The 26,620-nt window shown below is 55.4% G+C and carries 26 protein-coding genes and 7 pseudogenes; 15 read left to right on the forward strand and 18 right to left on the reverse strand.

Features of this window, described 5'->3' with window-relative positions; translation table 11 throughout:
• The first annotated feature begins 76 nt into the window (after window positions 1-76).
• On the forward strand, window positions 77-679 hold the full coding sequence (locus IGS75_RS13925; RefSeq protein ID WP_159264462.1) for a TetR/AcrR family transcriptional regulator: 603 nt from the start codon (window positions 77-79) through the stop codon (window positions 677-679).
• A gap of 266 nt (window positions 680-945) precedes the next feature.
• Here the strand turns inward: IGS75_RS13925 and IGS75_RS13930 are convergent.
• Window positions 946-1,338 (reverse strand): annotated as a pseudogene (locus IGS75_RS13930) (helix-turn-helix domain-containing protein); the annotation flags it as partial.
• Window positions 1,339-1,382: 44 nt separating this feature from the next.
• Here IGS75_RS13930 and IGS75_RS13935 point away from each other — a divergent pair.
• Window positions 1,383-1,736: pseudogene (locus IGS75_RS13935) on the forward strand (integrase core domain-containing protein); the annotation flags it as partial.
• A 156-nt stretch (window positions 1,737-1,892) separates the two neighbouring features.
• Here the strand turns inward: IGS75_RS13935 and IGS75_RS13940 are convergent.
• From IGS75_RS13940 to IGS75_RS13965, 6 genes and pseudogenes are all read right to left on the reverse strand, one after another.
• A complete protein-coding gene (locus tag IGS75_RS13940) occupies window positions 1,893-3,302 on the reverse strand; it encodes a cytochrome c (protein WP_077804091.1) in 1,410 nt (469 codons plus the stop codon).
• 3 nt (window positions 3,303-3,305) lie between these two features.
• Window positions 3,306-4,898 carry a GMC family oxidoreductase gene (locus IGS75_RS13945; RefSeq protein ID WP_077804090.1) on the reverse strand — a complete coding sequence of 531 codons (1,593 nt, stop codon included), beginning with the start codon at window positions 4,896-4,898 and terminating at the stop codon, window positions 3,306-3,308.
• A 25-nt stretch (window positions 4,899-4,923) separates the two neighbouring features.
• On the reverse strand, window positions 4,924-5,466 hold the full coding sequence (locus IGS75_RS13950) for a sugar dehydrogenase complex small subunit (RefSeq protein WP_077804089.1): 543 nt from the start codon (window positions 5,464-5,466) through the stop codon (window positions 4,924-4,926).
• Window positions 5,467-5,542: 76 nt separating this feature from the next.
• Window positions 5,543-7,000, reverse strand: a pseudogene (locus IGS75_RS13955) (carbohydrate porin).
• 20 nt (window positions 7,001-7,020) lie between these two features.
• Window positions 7,021-7,494, reverse strand: a complete 474-nt coding sequence (locus IGS75_RS13960) for a GlcG/HbpS family heme-binding protein (RefSeq protein WP_158093574.1) — start codon at window positions 7,492-7,494, stop codon at window positions 7,021-7,023.
• 173 nt (window positions 7,495-7,667) lie between these two features.
• Window positions 7,668-8,399, reverse strand: a pseudogene (locus IGS75_RS13965) (IS701 family transposase); the annotation flags it as partial.
• On the opposite strand from IGS75_RS13965, the pseudogene IGS75_RS13970 reads away from it, so the two are divergent.
• Window positions 8,389-8,583, forward strand: a pseudogene (locus IGS75_RS13970) (transposase zinc-binding domain-containing protein); the annotation flags it as partial. The pseudogenes IGS75_RS13965 and IGS75_RS13970 overlap by 11 nt on opposite strands.
• A 304-nt stretch (window positions 8,584-8,887) precedes the next feature.
• Here the strand turns inward: IGS75_RS13970 and IGS75_RS13975 are convergent.
• Complete coding sequence (locus IGS75_RS13975) at window positions 8,888-9,490, reverse strand: TetR/AcrR family transcriptional regulator (protein ID WP_077804087.1); 603 nt, start codon at window positions 9,488-9,490, stop codon at window positions 8,888-8,890.
• Window positions 9,491-9,559: 69 nt separating this feature from the next.
• Between IGS75_RS13975 and bdcA the strand changes: the two genes are divergently transcribed.
• The 5 genes from bdcA (at window position 9,560) to nhaA (ending at window position 13,909) form a co-directional block, all read left to right on the forward strand.
• Window positions 9,560-10,273: an SDR family oxidoreductase gene (gene bdcA / locus IGS75_RS13980; RefSeq protein WP_077804086.1), complete on the forward strand. Its 714-nt coding sequence runs from the start codon at window positions 9,560-9,562 to the stop codon at window positions 10,271-10,273.
• Window positions 10,270-10,575: an EthD family reductase gene (locus IGS75_RS13985; RefSeq protein ID WP_077804085.1), complete on the forward strand. Its 306-nt coding sequence runs from the start codon at window positions 10,270-10,272 to the stop codon at window positions 10,573-10,575. The genes bdcA and IGS75_RS13985 overlap by 4 nt, the downstream gene beginning before the upstream one ends.
• A gap of 9 nt (window positions 10,576-10,584) precedes the next feature.
• Complete coding sequence (locus IGS75_RS13990; RefSeq protein WP_202258647.1) at window positions 10,585-11,586, forward strand: alpha/beta hydrolase; 1,002 nt, start codon at window positions 10,585-10,587, stop codon at window positions 11,584-11,586.
• On the forward strand, window positions 11,583-12,443 hold the full coding sequence (locus tag IGS75_RS13995) for an NAD(P)-dependent oxidoreductase (RefSeq protein WP_202258649.1): 861 nt from the start codon (window positions 11,583-11,585) through the stop codon (window positions 12,441-12,443). The genes IGS75_RS13990 and IGS75_RS13995 overlap by 4 nt, the downstream gene beginning before the upstream one ends.
• Before the next feature lie 257 nt (window positions 12,444-12,700).
• The gene (gene nhaA / locus IGS75_RS14000; protein ID WP_077804082.1) at window positions 12,701-13,909 is read left to right on the forward strand and encodes a Na+/H+ antiporter NhaA; all 1,209 of its coding nucleotides are present in this window, start codon (window positions 12,701-12,703) and stop codon (window positions 13,907-13,909) included.
• Window positions 13,910-13,913: 4 nt separating this feature from the next.
• On the opposite strand, the gene IGS75_RS14005 is transcribed toward nhaA, so the two are convergent.
• The 3 genes from IGS75_RS14005 to IGS75_RS14015 form a co-directional block, all read right to left on the reverse strand.
• On the reverse strand, window positions 13,914-14,339 hold the full coding sequence (locus IGS75_RS14005) for a type II toxin-antitoxin system VapC family toxin (RefSeq protein ID WP_077804081.1): 426 nt from the start codon (window positions 14,337-14,339) through the stop codon (window positions 13,914-13,916).
• Window positions 14,336-14,578, reverse strand: a complete 243-nt coding sequence (locus IGS75_RS14010; RefSeq protein ID WP_077804080.1) for a type II toxin-antitoxin system Phd/YefM family antitoxin — start codon at window positions 14,576-14,578, stop codon at window positions 14,336-14,338. The genes IGS75_RS14005 and IGS75_RS14010 overlap by 4 nt, the downstream gene beginning before the upstream one ends.
• A 354-nt stretch (window positions 14,579-14,932) precedes the next feature.
• Entirely contained in the window at window positions 14,933-15,166 is a 234-nt protein-coding gene (locus IGS75_RS14015; RefSeq protein ID WP_167383471.1) for a hypothetical protein, read from the reverse strand.
• Window positions 15,167-15,350: 184 nt separating this feature from the next.
• Between IGS75_RS14015 and IGS75_RS14020 the strand changes: the two genes are divergently transcribed.
• Window positions 15,351-15,833, forward strand: coding sequence for an Hsp20 family protein (locus IGS75_RS14020; RefSeq protein ID WP_077804079.1), 483 nt, complete (start codon window positions 15,351-15,353; stop codon window positions 15,831-15,833).
• 75 nt (window positions 15,834-15,908) lie between these two features.
• Complete coding sequence (locus IGS75_RS14025) at window positions 15,909-16,250, forward strand: hypothetical protein (protein WP_099287170.1); 342 nt, start codon at window positions 15,909-15,911, stop codon at window positions 16,248-16,250.
• A 48-nt stretch (window positions 16,251-16,298) separates the two neighbouring features.
• Here IGS75_RS14025 and IGS75_RS14030 read toward each other — a convergent pair whose 3' ends face one another.
• The 7 genes and pseudogenes from IGS75_RS14030 to IGS75_RS14060 form a co-directional block, all read right to left on the reverse strand.
• Window positions 16,299-16,856, reverse strand: coding sequence for a phosphate-starvation-inducible PsiE family protein (locus IGS75_RS14030; protein WP_077804077.1), 558 nt, complete (start codon window positions 16,854-16,856; stop codon window positions 16,299-16,301).
• 259 nt (window positions 16,857-17,115) lie between these two features.
• Window positions 17,116-17,421, reverse strand: coding sequence for a hypothetical protein (locus tag IGS75_RS14035; RefSeq protein ID WP_233142707.1), 306 nt, complete (start codon window positions 17,419-17,421; stop codon window positions 17,116-17,118).
• The gene (locus tag IGS75_RS15605; RefSeq protein ID WP_235993401.1) at window positions 17,418-17,768 is read right to left on the reverse strand and encodes a hypothetical protein; all 351 of its coding nucleotides are present in this window, start codon (window positions 17,766-17,768) and stop codon (window positions 17,418-17,420) included. The genes IGS75_RS14035 and IGS75_RS15605 overlap by 4 nt, the downstream gene beginning before the upstream one ends.
• A gap of 357 nt (window positions 17,769-18,125) precedes the next feature.
• On the reverse strand, window positions 18,126-18,395 hold the full coding sequence (locus IGS75_RS14045; protein ID WP_077804075.1) for a hypothetical protein: 270 nt from the start codon (window positions 18,393-18,395) through the stop codon (window positions 18,126-18,128).
• Between the two features lie 356 nt (window positions 18,396-18,751).
• A pseudogene (locus tag IGS75_RS14050) lies at window positions 18,752-19,186 on the reverse strand (transposase); the annotation flags it as partial.
• 29 nt (window positions 19,187-19,215) lie between these two features.
• Complete coding sequence (locus IGS75_RS14055) at window positions 19,216-20,553, reverse strand: IS110 family RNA-guided transposase (RefSeq protein WP_077804074.1); 1,338 nt, start codon at window positions 20,551-20,553, stop codon at window positions 19,216-19,218.
• A gap of 316 nt (window positions 20,554-20,869) precedes the next feature.
• Window positions 20,870-21,505, reverse strand: a pseudogene (locus tag IGS75_RS14060) (transposase); the annotation flags it as partial.
• Between the two features lie 212 nt (window positions 21,506-21,717).
• Here IGS75_RS14060 and IGS75_RS14065 point away from each other — a divergent pair.
• The 5 genes from IGS75_RS14065 to IGS75_RS14085 all read left to right on the forward strand — a co-directional run bounded on the left by IGS75_RS14065 (window position 21,718) and on the right by IGS75_RS14085 (window position 26,615).
• A complete protein-coding gene (locus IGS75_RS14065) occupies window positions 21,718-23,094 on the forward strand; it encodes an aminotransferase-like domain-containing protein (RefSeq protein WP_077804073.1) in 1,377 nt (458 codons plus the stop codon).
• A gap of 53 nt (window positions 23,095-23,147) precedes the next feature.
• On the forward strand, window positions 23,148-23,465 hold the full coding sequence (locus IGS75_RS14070) for a putative quinol monooxygenase (protein WP_202258651.1): 318 nt from the start codon (window positions 23,148-23,150) through the stop codon (window positions 23,463-23,465).
• A gap of 2 nt (window positions 23,466-23,467) precedes the next feature.
• Entirely contained in the window at window positions 23,468-24,694 is a 1,227-nt protein-coding gene (locus IGS75_RS14075; RefSeq protein ID WP_202258653.1) for a Tm-1-like ATP-binding domain-containing protein, read from the forward strand.
• A complete protein-coding gene (locus IGS75_RS14080; protein WP_077804070.1) occupies window positions 24,687-25,517 on the forward strand; it encodes a phosphoenolpyruvate hydrolase family protein in 831 nt (276 codons plus the stop codon). The genes IGS75_RS14075 and IGS75_RS14080 overlap by 8 nt, the downstream gene beginning before the upstream one ends.
• A 489-nt stretch (window positions 25,518-26,006) precedes the next feature.
• On the forward strand, window positions 26,007-26,615 hold the full coding sequence (locus IGS75_RS14085) for a nitroreductase family protein (protein ID WP_077804069.1): 609 nt from the start codon (window positions 26,007-26,009) through the stop codon (window positions 26,613-26,615).
• Window positions 26,616-26,620: the final 5 nt, after the last annotated feature.

Here is a 26,620-nt window from a genome sequence, read left to right on the forward strand (position 1 = left end):
TTTCCTGTTTGGGCAATCTAAATACGAGACCAAGGTATCATAATATATACGAGACCGGCGTACCGCAATGACGAAAATGACAACCTCTACTCGCTCTCCGGGGCGCCCGCGCGATAATAAAGTTGGGCCAAGCCTGTTGGCGGCAGCCCGGCAGCTCGTCCTGCAACACGGATATTGCGGTGTCAGCATCCAGATGATTGCAACAGAGGCTGGTGTTGGCAGGCAGACGCTCTATCGCCGATGGCCGAGTAAGGCTGAACTCGTTCTGGCCGCGTTCCTGGAAAGCGCTGGTGATGCGGACGTTCTATCGGACGGCCGCGCCGAGAAGCGGTTGCTGCATTTTCTGGTCAACGTGTTCAGGAACTTGCAGCAGGATGGACCTGCGATCAGGAACCTGATTGCGTCCGCGCAGGACGATCCCGAATTTCTAAAGAGTTTCCGGGCCGGTTTTGTTGAGCCAAGAGCGGAAATCGTCGCCACCATTTTTCGTGACGGCATTGCAAACGGAGAAATCCTGGAAGATGCCGATGTGGAAATGGCGGTCGCCGCGTTTCATGGTGCATTTTGGTATCACCTTCTTCTGGGAGGCAAACTTGATGCTGAATTCGCGCAGCGCCTTACGAGGCTCATTATGAAAAGTATTTCAAAAGAGCCTCGTGAAGAGGAACTATTGAAATAGTTCATTCACCATGTGGACAGCGTCCAGATAAAATTATTTGAATTTATTCATCTATGTTTGACCGTATCGCCTGAATGGGAGCCATCGTGCCGAAGACTCTATCCCGGCGGATGAGCGCGTGGAACAAAGCGGCTGCAATATGAGCGAGGATATCTGCTGAAGTTCTGCGGAAGTCGATCAGACCGTTTGCTGATTCAGTCTCTAGCAACTGTGTTTAAGCGGCGGAGCTAATGCGCCATGGCACTCCAGTTTTGAGGATAGCGTTGGCGATTGTGATATGAAACACCGAAACGCTTCTCAATCACCCGCTTCAGATCAATACTGCGCCAACGGACCACACAGCCTCGGTTACGATCAGGTCCGGCGACGATCAATGCCGAGAGCTCCGCCTGCTGGTCCGCCGTCAGGCGGCAGACAGAGGCATTGCACCATTGATACCGCAGGCCGGCTGGGCCTGCAGCATTGAACCGGAGCACCCAGTCCCGCAGGGTTTGCCGGTCCATGCCACCGATCCGCGCCGCTTCGCCTCGACTGCTACCCTCACGCACCGCAGCCAGAGACAAAAGGCGCCTTGCAACATTCGCATCCCGTGTACGAGCGGCCAGCCACCGAAGCGCATCAGCCGTATAATCCGTCCGTAAAGCAATCGCTCTAGCCATACCCGACCCTCCGTCCAAGGACTGAATCAGAACAGCCTTCGGTATCATTATCAGGTGGACGTGTGGCGCGGGAACTGACGGCCCTGGTGGAAAGATATGGCAAACCCTCATGATTGTCAGTGACAACGGTACGGAGTTCACATCCCATGCCATCCTGAAATGGGCGGATGAGATGAAGGTTGAATGGCATTATATCGCCCCCGGGACACCGCAACAGAGCAGTTTTGTCGAAAGTTTCAACGGCCGGTTGAAGGATGAATGCCACAACGAGACGCTGTTCACGTCTCTCAGCCATGCCCGACAGGCTCTGGCTGACTGGCGGGAAAGACTACAATACGGTGCGCCCCCATTTCCAACTGGGTGGCAGAACACCGGATCAGGTTGCCAGACAAGTATCTCGGGGGCACGCCCACGAGATACTTGTCATCCCATCAACCCAAAGCCATAAAAAACGGGGTACGTCAAAAAGAACCGTCAATCAGAACGTCCAAAGCCGCGAATCAGAAACAAGACACATCAACCCAACGGTTCTTCGGTCCCTCCAGCTTCGTCCCTTAGCGCGTTGCCACTTTGCGGCGAGCTAGAAGAAAAATGATAATCAAAACAAACAATCCTGCAGCAGCTATTCCTGCAACACTCATGCTATGAGCGTAGCGTGCTATAAAGGGCTTGGGGCCGCCACGTTTGAGCAGTTCGACATCGCTAGCGCTGACATGCAAGGCGTCATTCCCAAATCTGGAGAGAACATAGTTTGCAACAGCGGCAACCTGCTCGTTGTTCAACTGGCCTTCGAAGGCTGGCATCGCAACGGTTCCGTTGTTGGTGGCACGGTCCACGCCTTTGAGGATGGCCATAACCAGGTTCTGAGACGTTGGACCACCGACAATGGTGTTCGAGGTCAGTGAAGGATAGAACTGGTCATGTGTCCCCTGCCCGTTCAACTGATGGCACGAGGCGCACGCACCGGTGTACAATTCCGCACCATTGGTGCTTGTTCCCAGTGTCATCGCATCAGGGCTGCGGTCGATCGGTGCGTCAAGCTTTGCGAGGTCTGCGAGCTTTGGCGTGCTGAAGCTGAAGCCCGGAGCTTTCTGGTTCGGGTCCCGAACAGGCTTGACGGTACGCAGGTACTCGACAATCGAGGTCAGGTCAGAATCAGTGAGGTGACGCAGACTGTGTTCGACCGCTTCTGCCATGCCTCCTGCCGCCTGGCTTTTGCCATGAGCACTGCCGTCACGCAGATAGGACTTGATGTCTTCGTCACTCCATCCGCCAATGCCACTGACAGGATCCGAGGTGATATTTGGTGCGTGCCACCCCCCGAGGTCCGCACCGCCGAGAAAGCGGCTCTGGTCTTCAGACATGGCAATGTTACGCGGTGTGTGACAAGTCGAACAATGAGCCAACACGTTGACCAGATACTCACCGCGCTTGGCGCCCCCCTCTTGTGTGGTTGCGGCGGGCATGGGCTTTCCGCTCGCATACAGCACGTTCCATCCCGCCATCAACCAGCGCTGGGAAAATGGAAAGGGAAGGTTCGTTTTCTTGACCGGGGCCTCATCGACAGGCGCGGTACCTTGCATAAAATACACATATAACGCGTGAATGTCAGCATCACTGATACCGGAATATGAGGTATAGGGCATCGCCGGGTAAAGATTACCTTCAGGGGCGACGCCTTCACGAACGGCTTGAGCAAACTGGCCTTCGGTCCAGTTGCCAATACCGTAGGTTTTTGAAGGCGAGATGTTGGAGGCAATGATGTCCCCCAGCGGTGAAGAAATGACGTAACCGCCACCATAATCTTTGCCACCCGGATTGGTGTGGCAGGCCATACAATCTGCCGCGCGGGCAATGTAAGCTCCCTTTTTAATGAAATCGTCAGTGCCATCCTGAGCCATCGCGAAATGCGGGATGGCGGCAAGGGTGAGAAGGCCAAGACCAGCGATGAGAGAACGTGTCATGACTCAGACTTCCTTGGCGATAATATCGGCAGCGCGAATGGCGAAGGCTACGCCTGTCAAGGTCGGGTTGACGACACCGCAAGCCGGGATGACGCCAGTTGTCGCCATGAACAGGTTACTATGGTCCCAGGCCCGGCAGTCCTTGTCGACCACCGAGGTCTTGGCATCATTACCCATAATGACGGTTCCCATGATGTGGTCACGGTTCTGCCAGCCGGTATTGTCGTTAATAACTGTACCACCCATCGTCTGAACGAACTTTGCGTAATCTGCCTTGGCTTTGACAGCTCCGCGCTCAATGTAATCATCGGTGTTGTAGTGGACGGTCATGGTCGGAATCCCCAGCGCGTCCTTGCGGGTCGCCGAGGGCTGAATGCGGTTTTCAGGGTTTGGAAGCAGTTCGAACACCGAGGAGATATCCACCCAACGTGCCGCCCAGTCCTTGATTTTTTCATCGAGTTCAGGTCCCACGATACCCTGGGACAGAAGATGCTGTGTGATGGCTCTGTTTGGCACGGTGTTGGTCAAGGCATGTTTGATGGCAGAGTGTTCACGACGAAACTCACCATCACGCCAGTTGAAGATGCCACCTTGCTGAACCTGCCCGCGACCTGGCCACAGCGGTTCGTCTGCCAGGAACTGCAGCCCCATGCCAGTATGGTCCATAATGTTGCGCCCGACCTGGTCGGACGAGTTGGCAACATCAGACATGAGCAAAAGTTTTGGGGTCTCCAGGCCGTTTGCAGCGATGATGAAATACCGTGCAGTCAGGCGGATGTCTTTGTGATCGGACGTTCTGTAGTGCGCTGCGACAATTTTGCCGTCCGAGCCCTTCTCGAGCTTATAGACCGTGGCGTCCTCGATAACTTTGCCGCCCATTTTTACGACGTGCTTAGCATGGACATCGCCGGAATACATGGCCCCGATGGGACAGACGGGCATGCAGTTGTTGTTGCCTGAGCAGCCAGGGCGACCATCCCAGGGCTGATTGGTGCGTGCGTTGGGCTCATGGATGAAGTTGAACCCTTCCGGAGCCAGGCGGGCCTTAATGCGCTGGAAGTAGTAGGTTTCCGCTTCGGGAGGCACTGGATACGGTGTGGAGCGGTGTGGAAACTGGCCTGCTCCGCCCTGCCCGGACTGATCCTGCGTGTCGCTGCCGGCCACACCAAGATTGAACTCGGCGCGTCCGTAATAAGGCTCCAGTTCATCATAGGAAATAGGCCAGTCGCGCCCGACACCATAAAGGGTCCTGAGCTTCATATCGTTGGGCAGGAAGCGCCAGGTGGCCGCTGCCCAGTGCCAGGTTGTACCACCGACCAGGCGGAGCATTCCGGGAAGGAATTTAAAGCTACCTGTGTTCTCAATATAATCGGGTGAGAAAGATGTCGGCGCCCAGGGTTGGTTCGGGTAGGGGTCGTTATGGTTGCCTTTCCGCGGAGACGAACGAAAGTTCTCAACGATTTTCCAACGCGGGATCCACCTGCCGGATTCCAGGACAATGACAGACTTGCCCTGTTTGAGAAGTTCATAGGCTGCGTTGCTGCCAACTGCGCCTGAGCCGACGACAATCACGTCTGCATCGTATTGAGTGGTCATGATTCTACCTACCTGAAATCAGCAATCAACCAGCGCTCTGGCTGGCGGGTGGGTTCACCCAGTAATTGGTGTGACCACGGGAATAACTTGGGATGACGGTTGTGTCGGCTGTCGGCGCGTACATCAGGGCGCCCACATAGGTGACGAAGGTTGCGTCATCGACAGGATGGCCCACGGCGGGCGTGGCGTCCATGAGGGGTGTGCCCGTATAGCCCAGATACCATGCGGAAATGATGCTCATCGCAACAGGAGCCTGATTCGCATTCTGCTCAGCAAACTGCTTGAAATCGGACATGTCCTTCAGACCATAGGTCTTCATGGCGCTGATGAGGCTACCGACCTTCTGGGGGAAGCTGCTGTCCAGGGCCGTCAGGGCTGTGAGGATCCTGTTGGAAATTTCAAGATTGAGTCCTGACTTTCCTGTCAGGGTTCCACACAGGTCATGAAACTGCGAAAGGGTGACGAGACCGGCTGCGCGCGCAAAGCCCGGAAGGCTGCCGAGAGCTGGAAGCGTCAACGAGGTTGCGAGAACCTGCCGGCGGGAGAGACCCTTTTTTGTGAAGCGCATAGAGATAGATCCTCAAGTTCTGAAATACCGTTCTGACAGTGACGCAGGCTTTAACACCCTCAACATCCCGTCTTCCCTAGAAGGCAACATTCAAAGCACTGCTCAGTACAGCAGCGTCGTTAAAAACCGTCGTTCCACCGACATGGTTGACGTACTGGAAGTCGCCCTGAAGGGTGACACCGGTCCGGACATGATAGGTGTAATACGCTTCATAAATGGTCTCATGGCCCTGAATGCCGTATGGCGTTCCGAAATTGGCACCGACCAGCGCCAAACCGTTGGCAAGAGCAGCCTGCTGGGACAAAACCGCACTGCGGGAGAAATGGGCCCACTGGAAAGCGATGCCGATACCGTCCTCCGGGCGGCCCCACAGATGCCCTGTATCCATAAGCGCCGCGACGATATGGTGGTTGATCTGTGAGGTTTTACCGTCTGCGTAGGCGTATTGAGCACCGAAGACGAGGCCGTTGGATGGGCCATCGCCGTGTCGAACCAGCATCTGGTCTGCCATGACCCATACAGACGTCTGACCGCTTTGTTTGCGAGCGGGCAGACCCGTGACAACCCATGGCCGCCCGTTGATGTCCTCATACAGGTTGTTGTAGCGCGAGTTGTCGTACATCACTCCAACCTTGTAGTGACCGATCAGCTTGTCGTGTCCGAATTCAGGAATCCAGCCAATTTCAGCTTCCGTTGAAAGTTTGCCCAGATTGGATTGTCCCTAGGACCAGCCGGAGATACCGCCGTTATATGAATGTGGCGAGACGGCGAAGACACCTCCCATGACATAAACATGAGGATTGGGCATCAGGCGCAGCACCCCACCGATATTGCCAGAAGGCCAGTCCCGCCCGCCTACGAGGTACTTCGTCGGCGTGACGTTTCCGCACATCCAGACGTTCATGAAGTTACACACCCAAGGGGCATTGTTGAAAAACGTCCCGGTCGGGATCCAGCCGGTGGCCAGGTCGATTTTATGGTTGAACCAGGATTTCTCGAAATATGCCCAGACGAGATGGGCAACGACGTTTCCACGCGCACCGTAGATCTGCTGAACCTGATTGCCGTTATCACCAAAGGAGCGGCTGAGATTGGTTCCGTGCCCATTGACGATGAGGGTGTGCAGCCACAAATCATCTGACCACTGACCGGTTCCAAAAAGCTTGCGAAAGTCGATATCGACGGTGCTGCCAACCTGACCTGCAACGGTGTAAGTTTTCTTGCGACCTCCTGATACATTTCCGGAAATCCCTTCGTACAGGGCAAGAGCGACATAAACGCCGTGCTTTTGAAGCCAAGGCTGTATCCCGCCCCAGTCTCCGAGGGCGTGCGTCGTCCCATATGGTGCACCGAATGATGGGGCCCCATAGGGCGATTGCAGAAAACCGGGGATAGTCTGCTGCAGGTTTGTCATTTTCACAGATGCAGGCGAGCTCTGGGTGTTGGTCGCATTATCAGCGTAAGCTGCGGACGAACTCGCAAGCAGTGTTACAGCGGCAGCGAGGCAGCAGCGCCAAAGACGGTTAGAGCTCATACAAAGACAACTCCAGCGCGTCAGAGAGCGTTAGCAGCGGCATGGACGACTGCGAGATCCTTCGAGCCATCGGGAGTGCTTATGGCAATGGAGCCGACGACGGTTTTGCCGACGAAGAGCGGAACACCACCTGGGTTGCTTGAGAGATCCGGCACAGCGAGATTGTGAACCTCTCCTTTGACCAGCCCTTCATAGGACACGTTGGTGTCTGTCTTGAAAATGGCGGCCGACTTGGCTTTTCCTAATGCTGCAGAGAGACAATTGGGAGTAGCATTCACCTGACGCTCGACATAGAGAGGAACGCCATCAGGGTCCGCGATAACGATACAGCCATTAATGTGCTGCTCGGCTAAAGCTTTGCGGGCGGCCGACGCCATCTTCAAAACATCTGCGTCCTCGAGTGCTGGCTTTTGCTCAACAGCCAATACCTGGCTTGCAGAGCCAAGGAACGTAGCGATTAAGATAGATGAGGTAACAAAAAAGTTGTTTTTCATAACATTCCTATGTTCGATTCGCTCTGCATACGACATTGAACATAATACGACGCTTGAAAATTCCGTGATCAGCACACAGTTGCGTTTTTATTTTAATGCCTGAGCCTGATGGGCTCGTCGAAAAACGGACCACCGGAGGATATGCGGGACCCGGATCTGGGCCTGGGTGATTTTCACGACGAGGCGACGGATTTCCTGAATTGACCACTGGATAAGCTTTTGCGCGTTGGAAGCGGTCTTTTTTTGAGCGCAAGGACGTTCGCCTGGGAGCGCACGGCGGCCATCATGGCGTGGGCGAGCATGACCAGAGAGACGTGGCGGTGCCAGCCGTGCCAGGAACGGGTCTCGTTGTGGTCAAGGCCAAATTCGTTCTTGGCGGTCTCAAAGCCTTCCTCGATCCGCCAGCGCGCGCCTTCAACGCGGGCCAGCGTTTCAAGCGGCGTCCCCTGGGGGCACCAGGTTATGAAATAGCGCAGATCGCCATCAGCGGGATTGCGGCGGACCAGCAGGCCTCGGGTCCATGTTCCGGTCAGGGTGTCAGCATATTCCGACGCGTGGAGATCGGCCATCGGGCAATACAACCAGTCATACCATCGCTCGCCCTTGGTACCGTGCCCGGCCGAACACCGGACCCAGGCTTCGTCAGGCAGGGTGTTGATAATCTCGCGGGCCTCGGCGACCCACATCACGTCAGGTCGCCAGGAGTAAAACCAGTGGTTGGCATTCACGCCCAGCACGAAACCTTTGCCCGTGCGGCGTAGAGCCATTTCCAAATCGCCGACACCATACACGCTGTCGCCCGCGACCCAAGCGAACGATATGTCGGCATCCAGCGCACGTCCGATCATCGTAGTTGCCAGCGCCGGTTTGGTGGCAAAGCGGATATCATCAGGAACATGCGCCGCTGGTGGGCATGTCGCGCCCTGCGGGTACTGCGGACACTGGCGGATCGCCTATAACAGCTGCCGCAACCGTCACTGTCCGCGCTGTCAGGTGAACGCCGCGCGGACATGGCTGGCCGAGCGGGAGGCCGATCTGCTGCCGGTCGGGTATTTCCATGTCGTCTTCACCCTGCCGGCACGGATTTCGACCGACGCCCGTCTATAGAGAGAGGAAGGCCCACGACGAAAATGAGAAATGCGGTAGTCCAAGGTTGGGATGCACAGTTTGCCCGACATTACGCAGAATCCATCGCCTGTCAGATCCTAAATTTAGCTGCGTCCGATTTTGGGAAGTTGCAGACACCGTCTGAACGACCGCTTTGAAGGCGTAAGCCGCCTGTCTGCTCCTACATCACTGAGCAGATAGGCAGTTTAATGAAAGTCAGCCTGAGATCAGTTCGTAGAGTCGGGATTGCGAACATATCACCATATCATCACTATTGATCAACTGCCTACGCGCTTCCCTCGATAAGTGAACGTAGGCCGACCGTAGCAACCGCTGCGACCTGCTCCAGACATACACAGCTGACACCATCTCGCGCAGCAGCCGACATGCCGGCCATTGTCACCGTCACGACGTCGGTTGCGATTAATGCTACCGCTGGTGCCCCGCGGGCGATGAAGGCTTGCAGCTTTTCACGACGGATCTGAGCAACGCGCATAGCGATGCGCCTTCCTTCGCCGCTACGATCGGCCCGCAACGCTTCAAGGATCAGGCACCCTGCTTGATCACTGCAGGTCGTGTATGTGCGTGCGGCTTCGCCCAGCAGCTCGGCAATACTGTCGACAATCGGACAGTCATCACGAAAGAAGGCCTCCAGCGGCAGAACTTCGGCCACATACGCTTCTGCAATTCGCTCGAAATAGGCGGCCTTGCTCCCAAACGCAGCATAGAAGCTGGCCGGCCGGATACCGAGTGCCTCGGTAATGGCGGCAATACCAAGCGCTTCATAACCGTGCGTGTGAAATAATGCGCGCCCGGTGATGAGAGCGGCATTTGGATCGAACCGGCGGGGGCGGCCACGCGCTCCTTTTGATAATAAATGATCGGTCACTCAAAAATCCTTGACGTTAGTGCTTAATGAATTATGTAGCGATCAATCAACAAATTCAAGGAGCTCCTAATGTTGGCTTCGGCAACACGCAAAATTCTGGTCATCGGCGGCAGTCGTGGAATTGGGGCGGCGATCGTCGCGCGCTTTGCTGCAGAAGGCGACGACGTGTCATTCACCTGGGCTGGATCGCAGACAGCTGCGGAGGCAGTCGCGGCTCGTACTGGCGCACACGCGATCCGCAGCGACGCTTCAGACCGCGATGCGACGATTGCCCTCCTGCGCGAGATAGGGCCGCTTGATGTTTTGGTCTATAATTCCGCCCTTCTGTTGCCAGGCGACCCGCTAACGCTGGAGCCGGATGCAGTAGACCATCTGATCGACGTCAATATTCGCGGCCCTTATTTCGCATCCGTCGAAGCTGCGCGTCAGATGAGTGAGGGCGGCCGGATTATCCTGATAGGTTCTGTGCATGGAGACAGAATGCCGTTCGAAGGTCTTACGGCTTATGGAATGAGTAAATCGGCATTGCAGGGTCTTGCGCGTGGTCTGGCACGAGATTTTGGCGCGCGTGATATCACGGTTAACGTGGTGCAACCGGGTCCGACGAACACCGACATGAATCCTCATGACGGTCCCCTCGTGCAGGCGATGCATGACGAGATGGCGCTCAAACGGCACGGCACAGCAGAAGATGTGGCACACTTGGTGGCCTATCTCGTAGGTCCGCATGCGAGTGGGATCACGGGCGCCATGCACACGATTGACGGCGGGTTCGGCGCATGAATGAAGCGGTCTTATATGTGATCTATCGCGGCACACCAGCCGATCGTTTCGACCGGGTATACTATGTGGAGCGCCACCTGCCGCTGGTGAGGAATGCCTTTGGTGCCTATGGGCTTGTGTCGCTCGCAGCATTCTACCCAGCGAAGGACACTTCCGAAACTGTCGCGATCTGCGAGTGCCGCTTTACCGATTCAGCCAGTATCGAGGTCGCATTCAGCAGTCGGGAAGTTGCGGCCGTCATGGCGGATGTGCCTCGCTTTACCAATCTTGAACCACTGCGCCTGCGCGTATTGCCTCTCTGAGGGTCTGATATGAATTTTCATCACCCATGGTCGAATGCACCGCTACGCAGTATTCGCCGAGGCCATTTCTGGATACCAGGCGAGCGCGTGGTCCAATCTGGCCGCACCTATCAGCGTGCACCGATGTATGTGGAGTGGGAGGCACCCGAACACGTTACACGTCCTTACCCGATCGTTTTGATGCATGGGGGCGGGTTTCAGGGGACGGAATGGTTCGATACGCCCGATGGCCGAGCGGGATGGGCGCAGCGTCTGGTTGAAGCAGGTTATGCAGTGCTAGTGATCGACCGGCCGGGGCACGGGCGTTCGCCCCTGCATACGGACATCACCGGGGCAATGGGACCGCCGTTTTCCTATGAAGGCGGCCGTCAGATCTATTTCCCTGGTACCAATCCGCGCCATACACAATGGCCGTTTGCTGCGGATAACGAGTCGGCAATGGACGATTTTATCGCGGGTTATGGGCCATTGCCCGCTTATTTGTGCGTCTCCCAGACGATGGATGCCGACCGGACCGCAGCCCTTTTGGATAAAATTGGCCCTGCGATCCTGCTGACGCATTCTGCCTCCGGCCCGGATGGCTGGCTGGTCGCTGATCGGAGACCTGATCTCGTGCGGGGTATCGTTGCGATCGAGCCAATGGGGCCGCCTTTTGCGACCATTCCCAACATCGGACCGATGACGTGGGGCGCTGCTGCCGCGCCACTGGCGTTCGAACCGCCTGTGAGCGATGCAACGGTCCTGCAAGCTGCAGAGCCAGGTACGTATCGCCTGCCGTCTCTGGTCGGATTGCCGATCCTGATCGTGACCGCCGAGGCTAGCGACTTTGCCGCCGCAAGCCTGCCCACTGCTGCATTTTTGAATAATGCGGGGGCTTCAGCCGAGTTGATGCACCTGCCGGATTATGGCGTGCACGGCAACGGACATGGCTTGATTTACGAGAAAAACTCTGACGAAGCACTGGCTCCAGTACTGGCATGGCTTGCGCCGAACACAGAGGCGTTAGCATGAAGATAGCCTTTATCGGCCTCGGTGCGATGGGTCGTGCTATGGCCACCAATCTGGTCCGCAACGGCCATGACGTTTCCGCTTGGACTCGCTCGGGCCGCACGCTTGCAGGTGTGACCACGCTGGAAATACCGGATAAGGCCTTCGAGGGCGATGTCGTACTGACAATATTGTCAGATGATACGGCTGTTCGCTCCGTAATCGTCGATCCAGATTTGCTGTCACGCGCAAAATCAGGTGTGATCCATGTGATGATGTCCACGATTTCGGTCGCGTTTTCGCGCGAGCTGACGGCGCTGCACAACCAAGCCGGGGTGGCATTTGTGGCAAGCCCTGTTCTTGGCAGGCCGGATGTTGCGGCAGACGGCGCGTTGCAGATCCTGACGGGTGGCGATCCAACACATTTGGCCAGGCTCGTGCCCGTATTCGAGGTTTTGAGCAAACGTATTTGGCCGATGGGGGACAAACCTTGGGGAACTCATGCGGCTAAGATTGCGTGTAATATGATGATTACCATGGCGATTGAGGCGATGGCGGAGGCAGTTGTGCTGACAGAGGCTAATGGTGTCGCACGCGAGGTATTTTTTGATCTGATCCTAAATACGCTGTTTGGCAGTCGATCTTATCAGGTCTACTCGAAGAATATCACGAACCGGGTTTACGAACCCGGCTTCCGTGCGGCTCTCGGCCTCAAGGATCTGAGGCTTGCGACAGAAGCGGGTGCTGCGACCGGTCGTGAACTGCCAATGCTGGCTGCGATCTTCGGACAGATGGGAGAAGCCATTGATGCTGGGCATGGAGAAAAGGACTGGTCGATCGTCGCGGCGCAGACATTGGGTGAGGCAGATAAGAATTCCTGAGAGATTATGGGATGCATAGTCAGGCGTATGAGCGGTAGTTAGACGGCATACAGAAAGCATGTCTGCTTTTGGAAATTCTCTACGGCGCTTTGCATGTCCGAGATGAGGGCGTAAGCAGCAGGTCCGCTTACGCCTACACGCCGAACATCAGCCGCGTTAAACGGCCATCCGGAAAGCGGGCATTAATAGAAACATTATGACAAGGTAGCGCATCGCTACAGGCTTGTGTGGGAGCCTGCCTCATTCAACAAAGAGGAATGAGCGAATTTTCTGTTCCGTCCACAACGCATATCCGACGTTTTCTGGCCTCTCCCGCAGGTGGGGCGTCTGTTCTCCTGCTGGCATCCCTGTTGGGTCTTGTCCTGGCGAATTCGTCATGGGCGTCGGGTTACGGCACCCTGATAACAACGCCCATGAAATTACCCATCTTGGGAGAGCGGGGGCCAGAAAACATTGATGCATGGGTCTCTGACGGACTCATGACCCTATTCTTTCTGGTGGTCATTCTCGAAATCAAAAAGGAAATTGTTTCCGGGCACCTCTCATCACTACGCAGCATCGCCCTTCCGCTTATCGGAGCGTTGGGGGGAATGATCGTGCCGGCCCTTACGTATCTGCTGGTAACATGCGATCATCCGGAAGCGACACGCGGCTGGGCCGTTCCTGTTGCAACGGATGCCGCGTTTACGTTGCCAATCATCCTTGCTCTTGGAAGGCATGTCTCGCCGGGAGCCAGGGCCTGGCTGATGGCGCTTGCCATTTTCGACGATGTGCTGGGGATTGTGGTGATCGCCCTATTTTATGGGAGCGCTCTGTATTGGCCGGGGCTTATCGCGGTCGTGATCGTGACTGCCGCATTGGTCGGCGCGAACAGGATTGGGATCAGAACTCTCTGGAGCTACGGCATCGGTTGCGTCCTGTTATGGGTGGCGCTTCTGGATGCCGGCCTGCACCCGACGCTTGCTGGAGTCATCACCGGCCTATGCCTTCCAGCAGTCACCTCAGGAATGGATGCCAGACAAGCTACGCCACTTGATCGGACATCTTCTGCGTTGACCCCTTTCGTTACCTGGGTCGTTCTACCGCTGTTCGGTTTCATGAACGTGGGTGTTTCACTAGCTGGCGTTCATCCGGACATGATGCTGGAGGCTGCTCCGCTCGGGATTATATTAGGACTGATTGTTGGCAAACCGGTCGGCATCTTTGGTATAACAATGCTTTCGACCCGCCTGAAGATCGCCACGCTTCCGGCTGAAACGCCGACGGGGATGCTGTTTGGGCTTTCGTTGCTATGCGGCATTGGGTTCACGATTAGTCTGTTTATCGCAAACTTGGCATTTTCCGGATCAGATCTTGTGACACCAGCTAAGATGGGCATCTTTGCTGGCTCTGTTCTGTCTGCCCTGATGGGATGGCTTTGGTTACGCTTCTTATCCCAACACAACCGGCTACCCCCCCATTCCTGACAAATTATAGTAGCTTTGTTTTTAAGCCTATATTAGGACCTGCCTCAGCGAGGCGTCTATCAAGAGTGCATAACGTTGCTCCGTGATCGGCGCAGACGGCAAGGTGTAAGGCATCACCTGCACGCAGCCCTAACGCATACTGATCAGAAAAACGCGCCGCTGCCCTGAACTGCTGTGTCGTTATGGGCAAAATCTGAAAGCTTTCAGCGGACAGACGAGTAAAGAGGGCTAACGCATTTGCACGGTCAGCAACGTTGATCTGACCGCTCCGTAGTTTGATTGAAAGTGCGGAAGAAAACTCAGTCGCGACCCAATCACTTATAAATAATTCGTCTGGATCCTGACTGGAAAGCCATGATTGCATCCGGTCTGTCTCTGCCTCGTTGGTCAGCGCGGCAACCAGAACGGACGTATCGATATAAACGCTCAATATCGTGCCTCGTCTCGCATATCCCGTACCATTTCTCGCGCGGACACAGCCTGGACTGTCATATTGGCTGTAAGCGAGCGCAGAGCGTTCAAATCAACAGGCTTGCGCTTGCATGTGACTTTGTCGATTTGTGCGACGATTTTCCCCCGACGCATAATGCGAACGGGTTCGCCCTGCATGGCCTGATCGACCAAACGACTGAGGTGGGCTTTTGCGTCCACCAAATTCACAGTTTGCACATCGAATCTCCTGACCATTAAACTAGTCACTTCATAGCACGGAGATTTATTCTAAGGTAGACAAATTAAGCGCAACCAGATCGCAGCACAAAGTTTCGTGTCCGCTTTTGTCATATCTGCGTGCATAGCCGACCTGCCGCTTCCCCCCCTAAACAGCCTGTCGGCTCATCAACAACAGAGCAGACGGGCTGTAGTCGCCCTCATCCCGGACATACAAGCCCCCATTCGCCAAGCTCCTAAGCGGACAGTCCGCAATCACCATGAGCTGATGGAGTTTCCTCCCACCCGAGTGCATTCTCCGCTCGGCTGCATAAAAGCAGCCCCTTCTGAGAACGTATCATAGAACAAGACATGTCAGATGGGGTGGAAGGCCTCCTTGCGGCATTGATGTGCCATACCGGCGGTTGATAAGCCTTCTGAAGGAGACCGCCCACCCCAACTGACAGCTAGCGGCGCGACCAGGACTGGTGGTGGAACGACAATGGGTGGTCCAGCATAAATCCACGGCCAGGCCTCCGCCGGAGCGGCAATCAGCATGGTCGCGGCGAATGCCACGGCCAGCAACTTCCATCCGATACTATCAGGCATTGTTCTGGTCCACTCTGAACACGCGAACGATTGAGGACGCCCAAACCTGCCTTTCTGCATTTTTGATACCTCTTGACACCATGCACGGAGTGCCCAGATTGAATCTGCCGGCCGCCGAAGGGGTCGGCAGACAGAACTATCAGTTTTGATCTTGTGTCCATGTTGCTCAAAGGAGGATATGGCTATGAGAGCCACCGTTGATTTTGCTCCCCTGTTCCGTTCGAGCGTGGGTTTTGACAGAATGCTCAACGCCCTTGATCTCGCCAGCCGGATTCCGGCGGTCGATAACTGGCCGCCTTACGATATCGTCAAGACCGGTGAGGATGATTACCGGATCGACATGGCGGTTGCCGGACTTGCCGAGGCCGACCTTACGATCACACAGGAGCGCAATACTCTTGTCGTGACAGGTCGAAAGGCGCCGGAGCCGCAAAGCGCCACCGAATATCTCCATCGGGGTATTGCGGGCAGAGAATTCGAACGCCGCTTCGATCTGGCCGAGCATATGAAAGTCACCGATGCGCACTTCGAGAACGGACTTCTGTCCATTACTCTGAAACGTGAGATACCCGAAGCGATGAAGCCGCGTCGTATCGCGATTACGTCCTCTACAGCACGTGCGGAGGAAGCCGTGCCCCAGATTGAGGCGCGGAAAGAGGCAGCCTGATGGCGTGACGAAAACTCTCCCCCGGCCATTCATCCGGCCGAGGGAGAATCTCGAAAGGTCATGAGCATGAAGAGGATGAAAATATCTCTGTCGTGCGCTGCTCTGAGCTTGTCTCTACTGAGCCAGTCGGGCGCACATGCTGGTGATGTTGTCCGGACGACTGCAACATCGTTCGATGCAAGGGCGACTGAGGGAACGTCCACAATCCCCGAAACCGGGGCTCGCACTCATTACGAAGACGGCACAGGTGATATGCTGGTCGACAGCTTGAACGCAAGCCAGTTGGATCAGAACTACAAGGGACCGGTCTACTCTCCCGGACAACCCATTCCGCCGTTCCGGCCCATCGACACAGATCATCTGGCACCGTCAGGGCCAGAGACGGCGAAGAAGACGTCCTCATCGCACGAGACATAGTGGGGATTGAGTAAAGGCGGCGTTATAGACCGCCTTTACTTCGATTCTTCAGGATGAAGACCGTTCAGGCTCACAGCGGGCCGCAGGATTATCTTCAAGATGCGCCTGTTCTCTGGCATCGCGCGCGACACGCGCATCCTGCTCGCGGACCAGCCAGTAGACGGCACCCAGCGCCAGAACAGCCGCCGAGAGAGCGAACAGTTCCATGGCAGTCACATCATGCAGATCCAGCAGGATGAATTTGCGGGCAATCGCCAGGAGGGCGATCAGGACGATGGTCCGTACCCGGATGACGTTCTCATGCTGGGCAAGAACGACCAGCAGGGAGTGTTTGAATTCAAGGGCGATGATAACAGTAAAGATCGCGCCAAAAATCGCCTGGAAGATCGTCTGGTTGATCGGATCGATTCCGACATCGACGACCAGATGCCATACCGCGCCGATCAGATGAATCGTCGCGATGGCGGTGACCAGCATGATGAGCGCAATCAGGGTCAGAATGATCGCCTGTTCAAAACGCTCGTAGAATGTCAGGCCCCTGAACAGCTTGATGAAGTGGGACCAGTCCCTGCTCTGCCAGGAACGTTTCATGGAGAGGTCTTCCATAGCCGTTTTCCCATCTATGAATTGCGTTATAGTTCCCACGCCCTGGGTCTGGTTTTTCTTTTAGAGCAGTTCCACTGATCCAGAGTTAAAAGGACTGGTCGAACCGCTTGATCCCTCGGATGTGGATGCGAACTCCCCTGCGGACTGAAACAGTCTCTGGAAGGGCTCATGGCCCTTCCGGCTTACATCCGGTGCCAGCATGGCAGACAACAGGACAATATTCTGGCATGATCTCGCACGGCCTTTGGCAAGGCCAATGTCAGTTGATTTTCGAGGTCTCCCAACGACTAGCCCAAGGCCTTGGCCATGTGCGTGCGGTCAGCGACAGGCAGGAGTTTTCGGACCACGGCGTTGGTCGGGTCGTCGCTTCCGGGTCTGGCGCGGTTCTCCAGCGAGATACCAGGTGGTAAATCAGATGGTCAGCCGCCCGATGCATGAGGCCGCCGTATCCGCGGTCTTTTTCCTCGTAGCTGAGATAGTGGGCAAGCAGGACCGCCAGTTCTGTGCTGATCTGAACGGTCGGAAGCGACATAATTTTGTTCGGCCTGTCCGTATGAAGAGTCATGGTGCACTCCTCAGGCCGGACCGCGTGTCACCCGATGTCAGAGCCGTCGCATCCAGAGGACTGACGCTCAAGCCAGAAACAGTGGCGGTGACGTCGATATGCACGGATCCGAACAGATGCAGGAGGGCGGCCTGAGGCGTATAGGCGCCCTTGACGGCTGCCGAGGTCCTGCCGTCCATAAGGATCGGGTCGATTAGGACCGGGCACCCGGTCTGCCGGCTCAATATCTCTATGGCGCGGGCCAGTGGCATGGATGGAATGTTTACCGGCTGCTTTTCTGTCTCGCACGACAGCATACCCTGCGGTGCATGAGCTGATGTCGGCGAGACCATTCCGACCAGCAGCATGAGGATGAGACCGACAGCGACATGTGGCCTCTCCCGCTGCCGAAGGTGCCGAGGTTGCTTGGCTGTCTGTTCCGCTCGCTCCGTCTTTCCCGCGGAGTGCGACCAAACTGGCCGCATTGTCCCCCGTGAACGGGGCACGGGGGGATGGTTATTCCAATAGTGCTGAAGCGCCTTCAGGTTGAGAAAATGAATAAAACTCGACATCTCCCTGTTCTCGCTGCTTTTGATTTCATCTGCAGAAACGCGGGACCTCCGATGGAAGGCCCCGCTCCACCCTCTCATTCGTGCGGTCGTTCCAGAAAAGATGGCGCTTCCGCTCGGAGAAGGCGTTTCTGATCTACCCGGCGCGGTTGTGCCTTACGCCGCGATCGGAACTGGCGGTGCGGCTCTTGCCCGCATGGGGACACGGAACGCGAGATCAGAAGCCAGAGGATCACACCCGGCAGGGGTGACCGTGCCCGCCTGGACCAGGCATTCCAGCGTAGAGCGAAGTCTGATCCCCGGTATACCGGTATGGGCCACCAGAGACGTCAGCATCACGCCACGTCCGTCATGACCGAGGCGGCGGAGCACGGAGAGGACACGCGGAGCTAGCGGATCGTCTCCAAAAAGGGGGCGCGTTACCATGATACGCCTCCCTCCAGTCGGTTGCGCCATCTCCGGGCGGCTGTGCGCAAGGAGCGGCGATAGCGGGAATAAAGTCCTTTCAGTGTCGACATCCACATCCTCCGATTAAAGCAACATGGACTTCAGTTGTCTGGCTCACAGAGCCTATGCCGGACCCGATGGCGTCCAGCGAAAGAAAAATTGGAAGAGATGCTTGCCTCGTCAAGAGGGCACGAAATGCAGATGGAGGGATCGAAGAACCGTTGATTGATGTGCTTGGCCCGTGATTTCTGGGTTTTGGCAATCTGATTGACGGTTCTTTGGGGCGTTTTCTGTTTGTGTTTTGAACGGATTAGGGGCTGTCCCCTGCTGGATGACTACGCGCTCGCGCTGATTCGCTCCAGGAAGAGAAGACGGCGCATATTATAGACGATATTGGCGAGCCCGATCCTCATGGTGGCCCGGGTGATACCGACAGTTCGGATCAGCAGTCCCGTCTGTGATTTCTGATCGGCAAAGACATGCTCGACACGAGATCGGATCACAGACTTTCCGGCATTCGATTTCTGGATATGCCGGGGCATAGGTTTGAGATGCGGCTTTTTCCTGTGAACCTTGGAGACAAAGCCCTGCTTTTCCATGAAGTCTTCGTTGGCTTTGGAGCGATAGGCCGTGTCTGCCCAGACGCTTGAGGCCGTATTGGTTTTATCCAGCAGCCCCTCTCTCAATCGCGCGCCATCGCTGGCAACGGCATCCGTCGTCTTCCATTTCCGGATGAACCGATACTTCCGGTCGATGGAGACGTGATCTTGTACCGAGAGCGCAAGCAATTTTTCCGGTTTCAGGAGTTCTTTTCGATCCGATTGGAACGACGTCCTGCTCTACTGTTTTCTCCGACAGTATAGCGCTCCAGAGTGATAGCTTTTGCTTCACAGAGGGTGATGCTGTTTCCCTCCCTGTCGCGCACTTCATAAGGCTTTCCTCGTTTGAGAACGCTGAAGATCCGGTTCACAATACGATTGGCAACGGCACATAAAGCCTGTTTGTGATGATGACCTTTCGCCGTCATCAGCCTCCAATAAAGTTCTGCCAGTTCAGGATCTGTTTTTCGTGCCGTATCAGCAGCAAGATAAAGTGCATGTTTGATGCGGTTATTGCCACCCTGGATCAGGGTCTGGCCCGCTCGCTCCACACCACCACTATCAGCCCTCCTGGGAAACAGGCCACAGAACCACCGTAAATGTTTTTCGGAATGAAACCGCTCAATGTTCTGCAAGATACCGATCAGGGTTGGCGCGAGATGACGGCCGACACCCGGAACACTGAGCAGAAGAGCCTGTGGGTCGAGGTGTTTATAGAGATCTGCAATATGCTGCTCAAAATCTTCAACTGGTTGGATTTTCTTCAGAACATTCTCAATTCCCGTCGCGATTTGGAATTGTAGTTCCGAAAAATCAATGTGTGTCCCATGAAGGTCTTGAGCGTATTGCGCCGCTTCACGTAACCCTGTGATCAGCGTTTCCACAAAGGGCCCACTGCGCGGATGGTTCCCTCCCGCATGAGCTCCAACATATTTGGCGAATGTCGTACGACGCGCCTTCAAAACATCCGAGGGGTGAAACCATTTCTGCAACAGGGCCAAAGAGAGCCGTGTTCCTAAGTCGGGCAAGACTGCTTCAAGCCTGGGGGATGCCCAACGAATGAGATCAAGCAGGCGCCGCCTGGCATCCGCGATCTCGTTCTGAAAGCGGCTTCTCTGTTTGATTAGACGTTGAAGAGCGTGGCTTTGCGGATCCGGAATGTGGACTGGATCAAGACGTGGTCCACCAAATGACGGTATGGCCGCCAGGATCTGGGCATCAGCCATATCCGTTTTGGCGTGTTCGGAAAGGTAACGGCGTAGAGCCTTGACCCGTTTTCCCTTGACACGAGCCACGGTGACGCCAGCATCTGCAAGATGGTGGGCAACAGGAAACCAGCTCATGCCGGTTGGCTCCATGATGGCCTGAATGTGGTCATCCGCTCTCAGCCCCATCACGGCTGTCTGAACAAAAGCGGCGAGTGAGGGCTGATCGTGCCTGAAACGAATTGCACGGCCATTAGGGCGGCCATCGTCATAGATCTGAGCGAGGTGATCTCCGCGAATGGCCAGATCAATACCAATGATACGGAATGTCATGGTCGGTCCTTTCTGGTGAGGGAACCAACGCTACGGTCACAGTCAGGTGTGTCATTCGTGGCCGATCAACTTCACTCAAAGCAGACGCCACAATCTTGTTACTCTTGCCCCGTCAGCGCGGCCGGACCGGGTTCATGCTTCACAAAAGACGAGACGATCGGCGGATCTCTCAGGGACTTCAGCCCCGAACCGGCCTGGTTCGCTCTGAGAGTATAGACCCGGTTCCCGGCATGCTGGGAACCGGGTCTGATCCACAACCACGTCTCCGAAGCCTGCGCTTCTCCGACTTTCTCCATGGCATCAAACCCGGCCCCGCTATCGATACCTGGGATTTGTAGCCAAAGAACGGGATGGCGAGATCGCTGGATGGCATGGTTCCATCATCCTGCCGCTTCGCCTTCGTGAACTTCAGCGTCCAGCGCGCATGGCGATCCTTGTGCGACAGCTTGGACGGCTTGTCCTGCCAGTCTTCGGGGGTACGTCCTGCCCGGAGATCTACCTTCTCGGCATTAGTATTGCGCTGCTTTGGAGCAGCCACCAGCGTTGCATCCAGGATCTGACCCGACATCGGCAGATAGCCTGCGTTCCGCAGGGTCGCATCAAAGCGCTCAAACAGTCTTTCAATGGCCCCCGCCTGTGTCAGGCGTTCACGGAACAGCCAGATTGTTTTGGCATCAGGCACCCGATCTGAAAGCCCCAGACCAAGGAAACGCATGAACGACAGCCGGTCGTTGATGAGATATTCCGTCCGTTCATCAGACAGATTGTTCAGCGTCTGGATCACCAGGATCTTGAACATCAGCACCGGATCAAATGGCCGTCGCCCGCCTTTGCTTCCATCTGAATAGGCCAGGGCCTTCTCCAGATCAGGGCAGAACGCTTCAAGCTGATCACCAAGCCCGCTCAATCGCGCAAGCCGCTCTTCAACGTCAAAGAAACCAGCCTGCTTCATCTTCTCCCTCAATCAATGCAGGAGAAATGGAATCACAGAGACAGACTCAAAACCAGAGGGTTTTTCGAACCCTCCAGGTAGCCCTGACGATTGGCTTCTGGCTTCGCGGGGGCGGGACGATACGATAGAATAGTCCTAACCACCCTCCATCTGCCATCCAGAGCGGGGTATTCCCCCACTATTGAGCTTTCTAAAATTAATTAGGCAAAACAATGCGAAGCCAGTCACCTTGGAATGCACGTCTCCCAGACGGAACCGGATCGTCAGCAGAGCGTCTAGCCGACGTGCTGGGATCAGACATACTCCATGGTATTTTGTCTGTTGGCGATCGACTGCCAGCACACCGTGACCTCGCGTGGCGTCTGGGCATCGGCATTGGATCCGTTACGCGCGCTTATGCCATTCTTGAAAGACGCGGATTAGTGCGGGCCGAGCATGGGCGTGGATCTTTCGTTGCAGCACGGGCGGATGATCGGTCGATTTTGCTGGATATGTCCACCAATATGCCCCCGCCCATGTTTAGTGACCGAGCACTCGCTCGCACCCTGTCACGTCTGGCCCGTACCGTCGACGCCGCCCTTTTTAACGTTTATCCACCTGTTGCTGGACATATCGAACACCGTCGAATTATGGCGCACTGGCTGACAGGTTGCGGTATCGAAATCGATCCGGAAAATCTGTTACTGACTGGTGGAGCGCAACAGGCACTCAGCGTGGCGTTCACCGTCGCGCGCCCACATGTGGGCAGCATTATAACCGAAGAGGTGACCTACCCCGGCATGCTGGACACAGTGCGTCGCGGAGGAAAAACCTTGCAAAGTATTGCCATGGATGCGCGCGGGATGATGCCTGATGGGCTGGAAGCCGCCTTATCGTCACCCCAAACTGGACGGGCATTAGTGTATGTAACGCCCACCCTGCATAATCCAACCACCGCTTGCATGGATAGCGATCGAGTACATGCCATTGCCCAGTTATGCCGCCGGTTCGATGCTCTGGTCATCGAAGATGGTGTCTATGCTGGACAGAGCAAGCTAAACCACACTCTCGCGGCGCTCATTCCGGAACGGACTTTTCATGTTTCCAGTCTGTCAAAAATCATCAGTCCAGGTTTGCGCATAGGCGCGCTTGCCCCCCCAGCTGCATTCGCAGCGCAGACACTTCCAGTACTGCTTGCATCATCCCTGATGATCGCTCCCCTGTCCTATGCGATGATGGCTCAGTGGTTGAGCGATGGAACGGCTAGCAGCGTCCGTCAATCTTTACGTGCCGAAGCCGCAAGACGACGGAATCTTGCCCGTAATATATTGGGCAAACGCATGACAGAACCGGGTGGAGACGGCTTTCACCTTTGGCTGCCCATGGATGCATCCACAGCAGAAAACGTCGCTGAAAACGCAAAGGCACTCGGTGTTTCAATCGCACCACCGAGCGCTTTTGCCAGTTGCGACACCCTTCAAACAACAGGCGTAAGGCTCGCCCTGGGTGCCGTATCCTTCAAAAATCTGACCGTAGCGCTGACGCGCATACGTCAGGCATGCGAACTAGTAGAAAGAAAAGTGTCACGCGACACTATAGTCTTAGGCTGAAAGTGTCACTCCGCGTTAGTCTGACAAGAACAGTCAGGCGGCGGAGAGAAAGCATGTCAGACCTATCAACAAATGTCCTTACTATCATTGCCGAAATCTACATCCGACCTGAACATCAAGATGCCGTCCTCGGAGCCGTTGCGGCATGCGTTATCGCGTCGCGTTTAGAGCCGTCCAATATCTCCTATGACTGCAAACGTGACCAAAACGACCCACAGCATCTCGTGTTTATCGAACAGTGGGAGAGCCTCGACGCGCTTCTAATTCATGAGCAGACGGCACATTTCCTGGCCATGAAAGAAACGTTTACGGCAGGACTGGAAAGACCATTGACGGTCACATTGCTTGAGCCGTGTCCCCGGATGGCCTGACGATGGCAAAATACGTCTATATCATCGGAACGCGAGACACCAAGGACGCAGAACTCTGTTATCTGCGAACCAAATTGTCGGAACGTGGTGTGCTCTCCAGAGTTGTCGATGTCTCCACAGGACGCAATTACACCAGTGTCATTCAAGCTACAGATGTCGTGGCATGGGACGTCGCATCATGCCACCCGCGTGGGCCCGATGCCGTATTCTGGAATGTCAGAGGTTCAGCAATTGCAGGAATGTCTGACGCGTTGTTGCACTATCTCTCCTCGCGCCCTGATGTGGCAGGAGTACTGGCACTAGGGGGATCAGGAGGCACCGCACTGGTAGCACCTGCTTTACAGGTACTGCCCATCGGTGTTCCAAAAATTCTTGTGTCCACCGTGGCATCTGGAAACGTCGCGCCGTATGTCGGTGGATCCGATATAGCAATGTTGTATTCCGTGGTCGATATGCAAGGGCTGAACCGCGTATCGCGACGGGTGCTCAAAAACGCAGCGAATGCCATGGCCGGTATGGTGCTTTCTGCGACACATGAACCCGAAGACCAACGCCCTGCGATTGGCTTGACTATGTTTGGTGTAACGACACCCTGCGTCACACACCTGACTGATACCTTGCATCATCAGTTCGATTGTTTGGTGTTTCACGCCACCGGCACGGGTGGTCGTTCGATGGAGCAGCTTATTGAGCGTGGAGTCATACGCGGTGTAATTGACGTTACAACAACGGAATTCTGCGACCTCATTGCGAATGGTATTTTTCCTTGTGGAGAAGACCGGCTCGGCGCAGTTGCACGCACTAAAGTGCCTTATGTCGGCAGTTGCGGTGGTCTCGACATGGTCAATTTCGCAGCCCGAGATACGGTTCCACAAAATTATAGAAATCGCGTTCTGGTAGAGCATAACCCACACATCACACTGATGCGTACATCAGCCGAAGAATGTCGTCAGATGGGGCAAATGATCGCCGAACGTTTGAATCACTGCGAAGGCCCCGTCACATTCTTTATACCGGAAGGCGGCTTTTCTTTACTTGATGCGGCTGGAGAGGTCTTTTTCGATCCCGAAGCCGATGAAGCATTCGTCGCGGCGTTATCAGGGATGCTGCGCGAAAGCGCAAGGCGAAGGCTGATACGCCTGCCATATGCGCTCAATGATTCTGCTTTTGCTCAGGCAATGGCGGACGAATTTCAGACAATGTTCAAGGAGACCGAATTCAATGCCTAGCATTGCACGCGAAACTATTCTTGGTCGTTTGCGCGGCCTTATCGCAGAAGGGCGCCCCATCGTTGGGGGCGGAGCAGGAACAGGTCTTTCCGCCAAATGTGAGGCGGAGGGCGGCATCGATCTGATCGTCATTTATAACTCCGGTCGTTACCGCATGGCTGGACGCGGTTCACTTGCGGGCTTGCTTGCTTATGGCAACGCCAATCAGATCGTTATGGAGATGGCACGTGAGGTGCTGCCAGTTGTCCCAAACACGCCAGTACTTGCCGGCGTGAATGGTACCGATCCATTTGTGGACTTTGATGTATTCCTCGACGAAATACGCAGGGTGGGTTTTTCTGGTATACAAAACTTCCCGACAGTCGGGCTGATTGACGGTACATTCCGAAAAAACCTTGAAGAAACCGGCATGAGCTATGCTATGGAAGTGGATGTCGTCGCTCGGGCCCGCAAGAAAGATTTGCTCACGACCCCTTATATCTTCGACCCAGAGCAAGCTGTCAGCATGACAAAAGCGGGCGCGGATGTTCTGGTTGCCCACATGGGCCTGACAACTGGTGGCAATATTGGTGCAGAAACAGCATTCACACTGGACGACTGTATAACGCTGATCAACCAGATGACGGATGCTGCCAAAAGTGTGAGAGACGACGTCATCGTTCTTTGCCATGGCGGACCGATTGCAATGCCTGAAGATGCCCAGAAAGTCCTCAAGGCTTGCCCTGATTGCCATGGATTTTATGGTGCATCGAGTATGGAACGGTTGCCAACCGAACGCGCGCTGGTCGAACAGACACAATTGTTTAAATCTATGACGCGCTAGTATTCTTCCTGAAGGGCATGTTAGGAAATAGTAATGTCTTAAACATGCCTTTCTTTTTCCTTCCGTACATTTGAAAAATTCCATGAATAGCCATATAAATCAGGAGCATAGACATGATAGGAAGCGATATCAGTGATGCTATGCTCCGGCCCCAGTCTCGGGAACAGATCCCCGACGATGAAGAGATCGCCAGTCAGCGTCACGGCTGGTAGTGTGTATGACACAAGGCGATCTCATGAAACCATTACCAGCCCTGATACATGGTAGATCATACCTCCCAAAAAGAATGTAGTGTTATGGCGCCTCGCATCAGCAAAGATGCCATCACCCGAAATGAAACTCTGTAGGCCTACGGCTATCCCGGACGGGCCAAGGGGAACGATGGAACACCCATCAGACGGGCCGTCTCATAAGCCTAAGCACCCTTAATGCCCTCTCCGCGTTGACAGGGTAAATTGTACAACAGAGCCACACAACAGGAGAAATGTCATGCCCCTCGACGTCGCCAGTGCCATTCTGCAACGCCGCGCTACCAAAGTCTTCGATCCCGACCACCGCATGACGGACGCTGAACTCGACACACTGCTCGGTCTCGCCCGCCGTATGCCAACGGCGTTCAACATCCAGAATTGGCGCTTCGTCGCCGTGACCGATCCAGAACTGCGCACCAAGATCCGCGCCGTCGCATGGGATCAAGCTCAGGTTACCGACTCTTCCGTGCTTCTGGTTCTCTGCGCTGACATCAAGGCGTGGGAGAAATCCACCACGCGCTACTGGGAAAACGCCTCCACCGAAGTGCAGCAATTCATGACCGGCGCGATCGATCAGTATTATCGTGGACGCGAACAGGTCCAGCGCGACGAAGGCATGCGCTCGTGCGGTATGGCAGCGGCAGCCATCATGCTACAGGCCGAAAGCATGGGCTACGGCACATGCCCGATGGACGGTTTCGACTTCGACGCAGTGGGCAAGCTGATCAATCTTCCCGAGGACCATGAAATCGTCATGTTCGTCGCGGTCGGTAAATGTGCCAAGTCCCCTCACCCGACCGGCGGCATCCTTCCGACAGACGAGATCATTTTCAGGAACACGTTCTGAGCCGC

The organism is Gluconobacter sphaericus (assembly GCF_016757795.1).
In the GTDB taxonomy this organism is placed as follows: Bacteria; Pseudomonadota; Alphaproteobacteria; order Acetobacterales; family Acetobacteraceae; genus Gluconobacter; species Gluconobacter sphaericus.

Bases quoted from the DNA above. Each gene is read 5' to 3' on its own strand.
- IGS75_RS13925 (WP_159264462.1), top strand. From the start codon at position 77: ATGACAACCTCTACTCGCTCTCCGGGGCGCCCGCGCGATAATAAAGTT.
- IGS75_RS13940 (WP_077804091.1), bottom strand. From the start codon at position 3,302: ATGACACGTTCTCTCATCGCTGGTCTTGGCCTTCTCACCCTTGCCGCC.
- IGS75_RS13945 (WP_077804090.1), bottom strand. From the start codon at position 4,898: ATGACCACTCAATACGATGCAGACGTGATTGTCGTCGGCTCAGGCGCA.
- IGS75_RS13950 (WP_077804089.1), bottom strand. From the start codon at position 5,466: ATGCGCTTCACAAAAAAGGGTCTCTCCCGCCGGCAGGTTCTCGCAACC.
- IGS75_RS13960 (WP_158093574.1), bottom strand. From the start codon at position 7,494: ATGAAAAACAACTTTTTTGTTACCTCATCTATCTTAATCGCTACGTTC.
- bdcA (WP_077804086.1), top strand. From the start codon at position 9,560: ATGTTGGCTTCGGCAACACGCAAAATTCTGGTCATCGGCGGCAGTCGT.
- IGS75_RS13985 (WP_077804085.1), top strand. From the start codon at position 10,270: ATGAATGAAGCGGTCTTATATGTGATCTATCGCGGCACACCAGCCGAT.
- IGS75_RS13990 (WP_202258647.1), top strand. From the start codon at position 10,585: ATGAATTTTCATCACCCATGGTCGAATGCACCGCTACGCAGTATTCGC.
- IGS75_RS13995 (WP_202258649.1), top strand. From the start codon at position 11,583: ATGAAGATAGCCTTTATCGGCCTCGGTGCGATGGGTCGTGCTATGGCC.
- nhaA (WP_077804082.1), top strand. From the start codon at position 12,701: ATGAGCGAATTTTCTGTTCCGTCCACAACGCATATCCGACGTTTTCTG.
- IGS75_RS14015 (WP_167383471.1), bottom strand. From the start codon at position 15,166: ATGCCTGATAGTATCGGATGGAAGTTGCTGGCCGTGGCATTCGCCGCG.
- IGS75_RS14020 (WP_077804079.1), top strand. From the start codon at position 15,351: ATGAGAGCCACCGTTGATTTTGCTCCCCTGTTCCGTTCGAGCGTGGGT.
- IGS75_RS14025 (WP_099287170.1), top strand. From the start codon at position 15,909: ATGAAAATATCTCTGTCGTGCGCTGCTCTGAGCTTGTCTCTACTGAGC.
- IGS75_RS14030 (WP_077804077.1), bottom strand. From the start codon at position 16,856: ATGGAAGACCTCTCCATGAAACGTTCCTGGCAGAGCAGGGACTGGTCC.
- IGS75_RS14035 (WP_233142707.1), bottom strand. From the start codon at position 17,421: ATGACTCTTCATACGGACAGGCCGAACAAAATTATGTCGCTTCCGACC.
- IGS75_RS15605 (WP_235993401.1), bottom strand. From the start codon at position 17,768: ATGCTGCTGGTCGGAATGGTCTCGCCGACATCAGCTCATGCACCGCAG.
- IGS75_RS14045 (WP_077804075.1), bottom strand. From the start codon at position 18,395: ATGGTAACGCGCCCCCTTTTTGGAGACGATCCGCTAGCTCCGCGTGTC.
- IGS75_RS14055 (WP_077804074.1), bottom strand. From the start codon at position 20,553: ATGACATTCCGTATCATTGGTATTGATCTGGCCATTCGCGGAGATCAC.
- IGS75_RS14065 (WP_077804073.1), top strand. From the start codon at position 21,718: ATGCGAAGCCAGTCACCTTGGAATGCACGTCTCCCAGACGGAACCGGA.
- IGS75_RS14070 (WP_202258651.1), top strand. From the start codon at position 23,148: ATGTCAGACCTATCAACAAATGTCCTTACTATCATTGCCGAAATCTAC.
- IGS75_RS14075 (WP_202258653.1), top strand. From the start codon at position 23,468: ATGGCAAAATACGTCTATATCATCGGAACGCGAGACACCAAGGACGCA.
- IGS75_RS14080 (WP_077804070.1), top strand. From the start codon at position 24,687: ATGCCTAGCATTGCACGCGAAACTATTCTTGGTCGTTTGCGCGGCCTT.
- IGS75_RS14085 (WP_077804069.1), top strand. From the start codon at position 26,007: ATGCCCCTCGACGTCGCCAGTGCCATTCTGCAACGCCGCGCTACCAAA.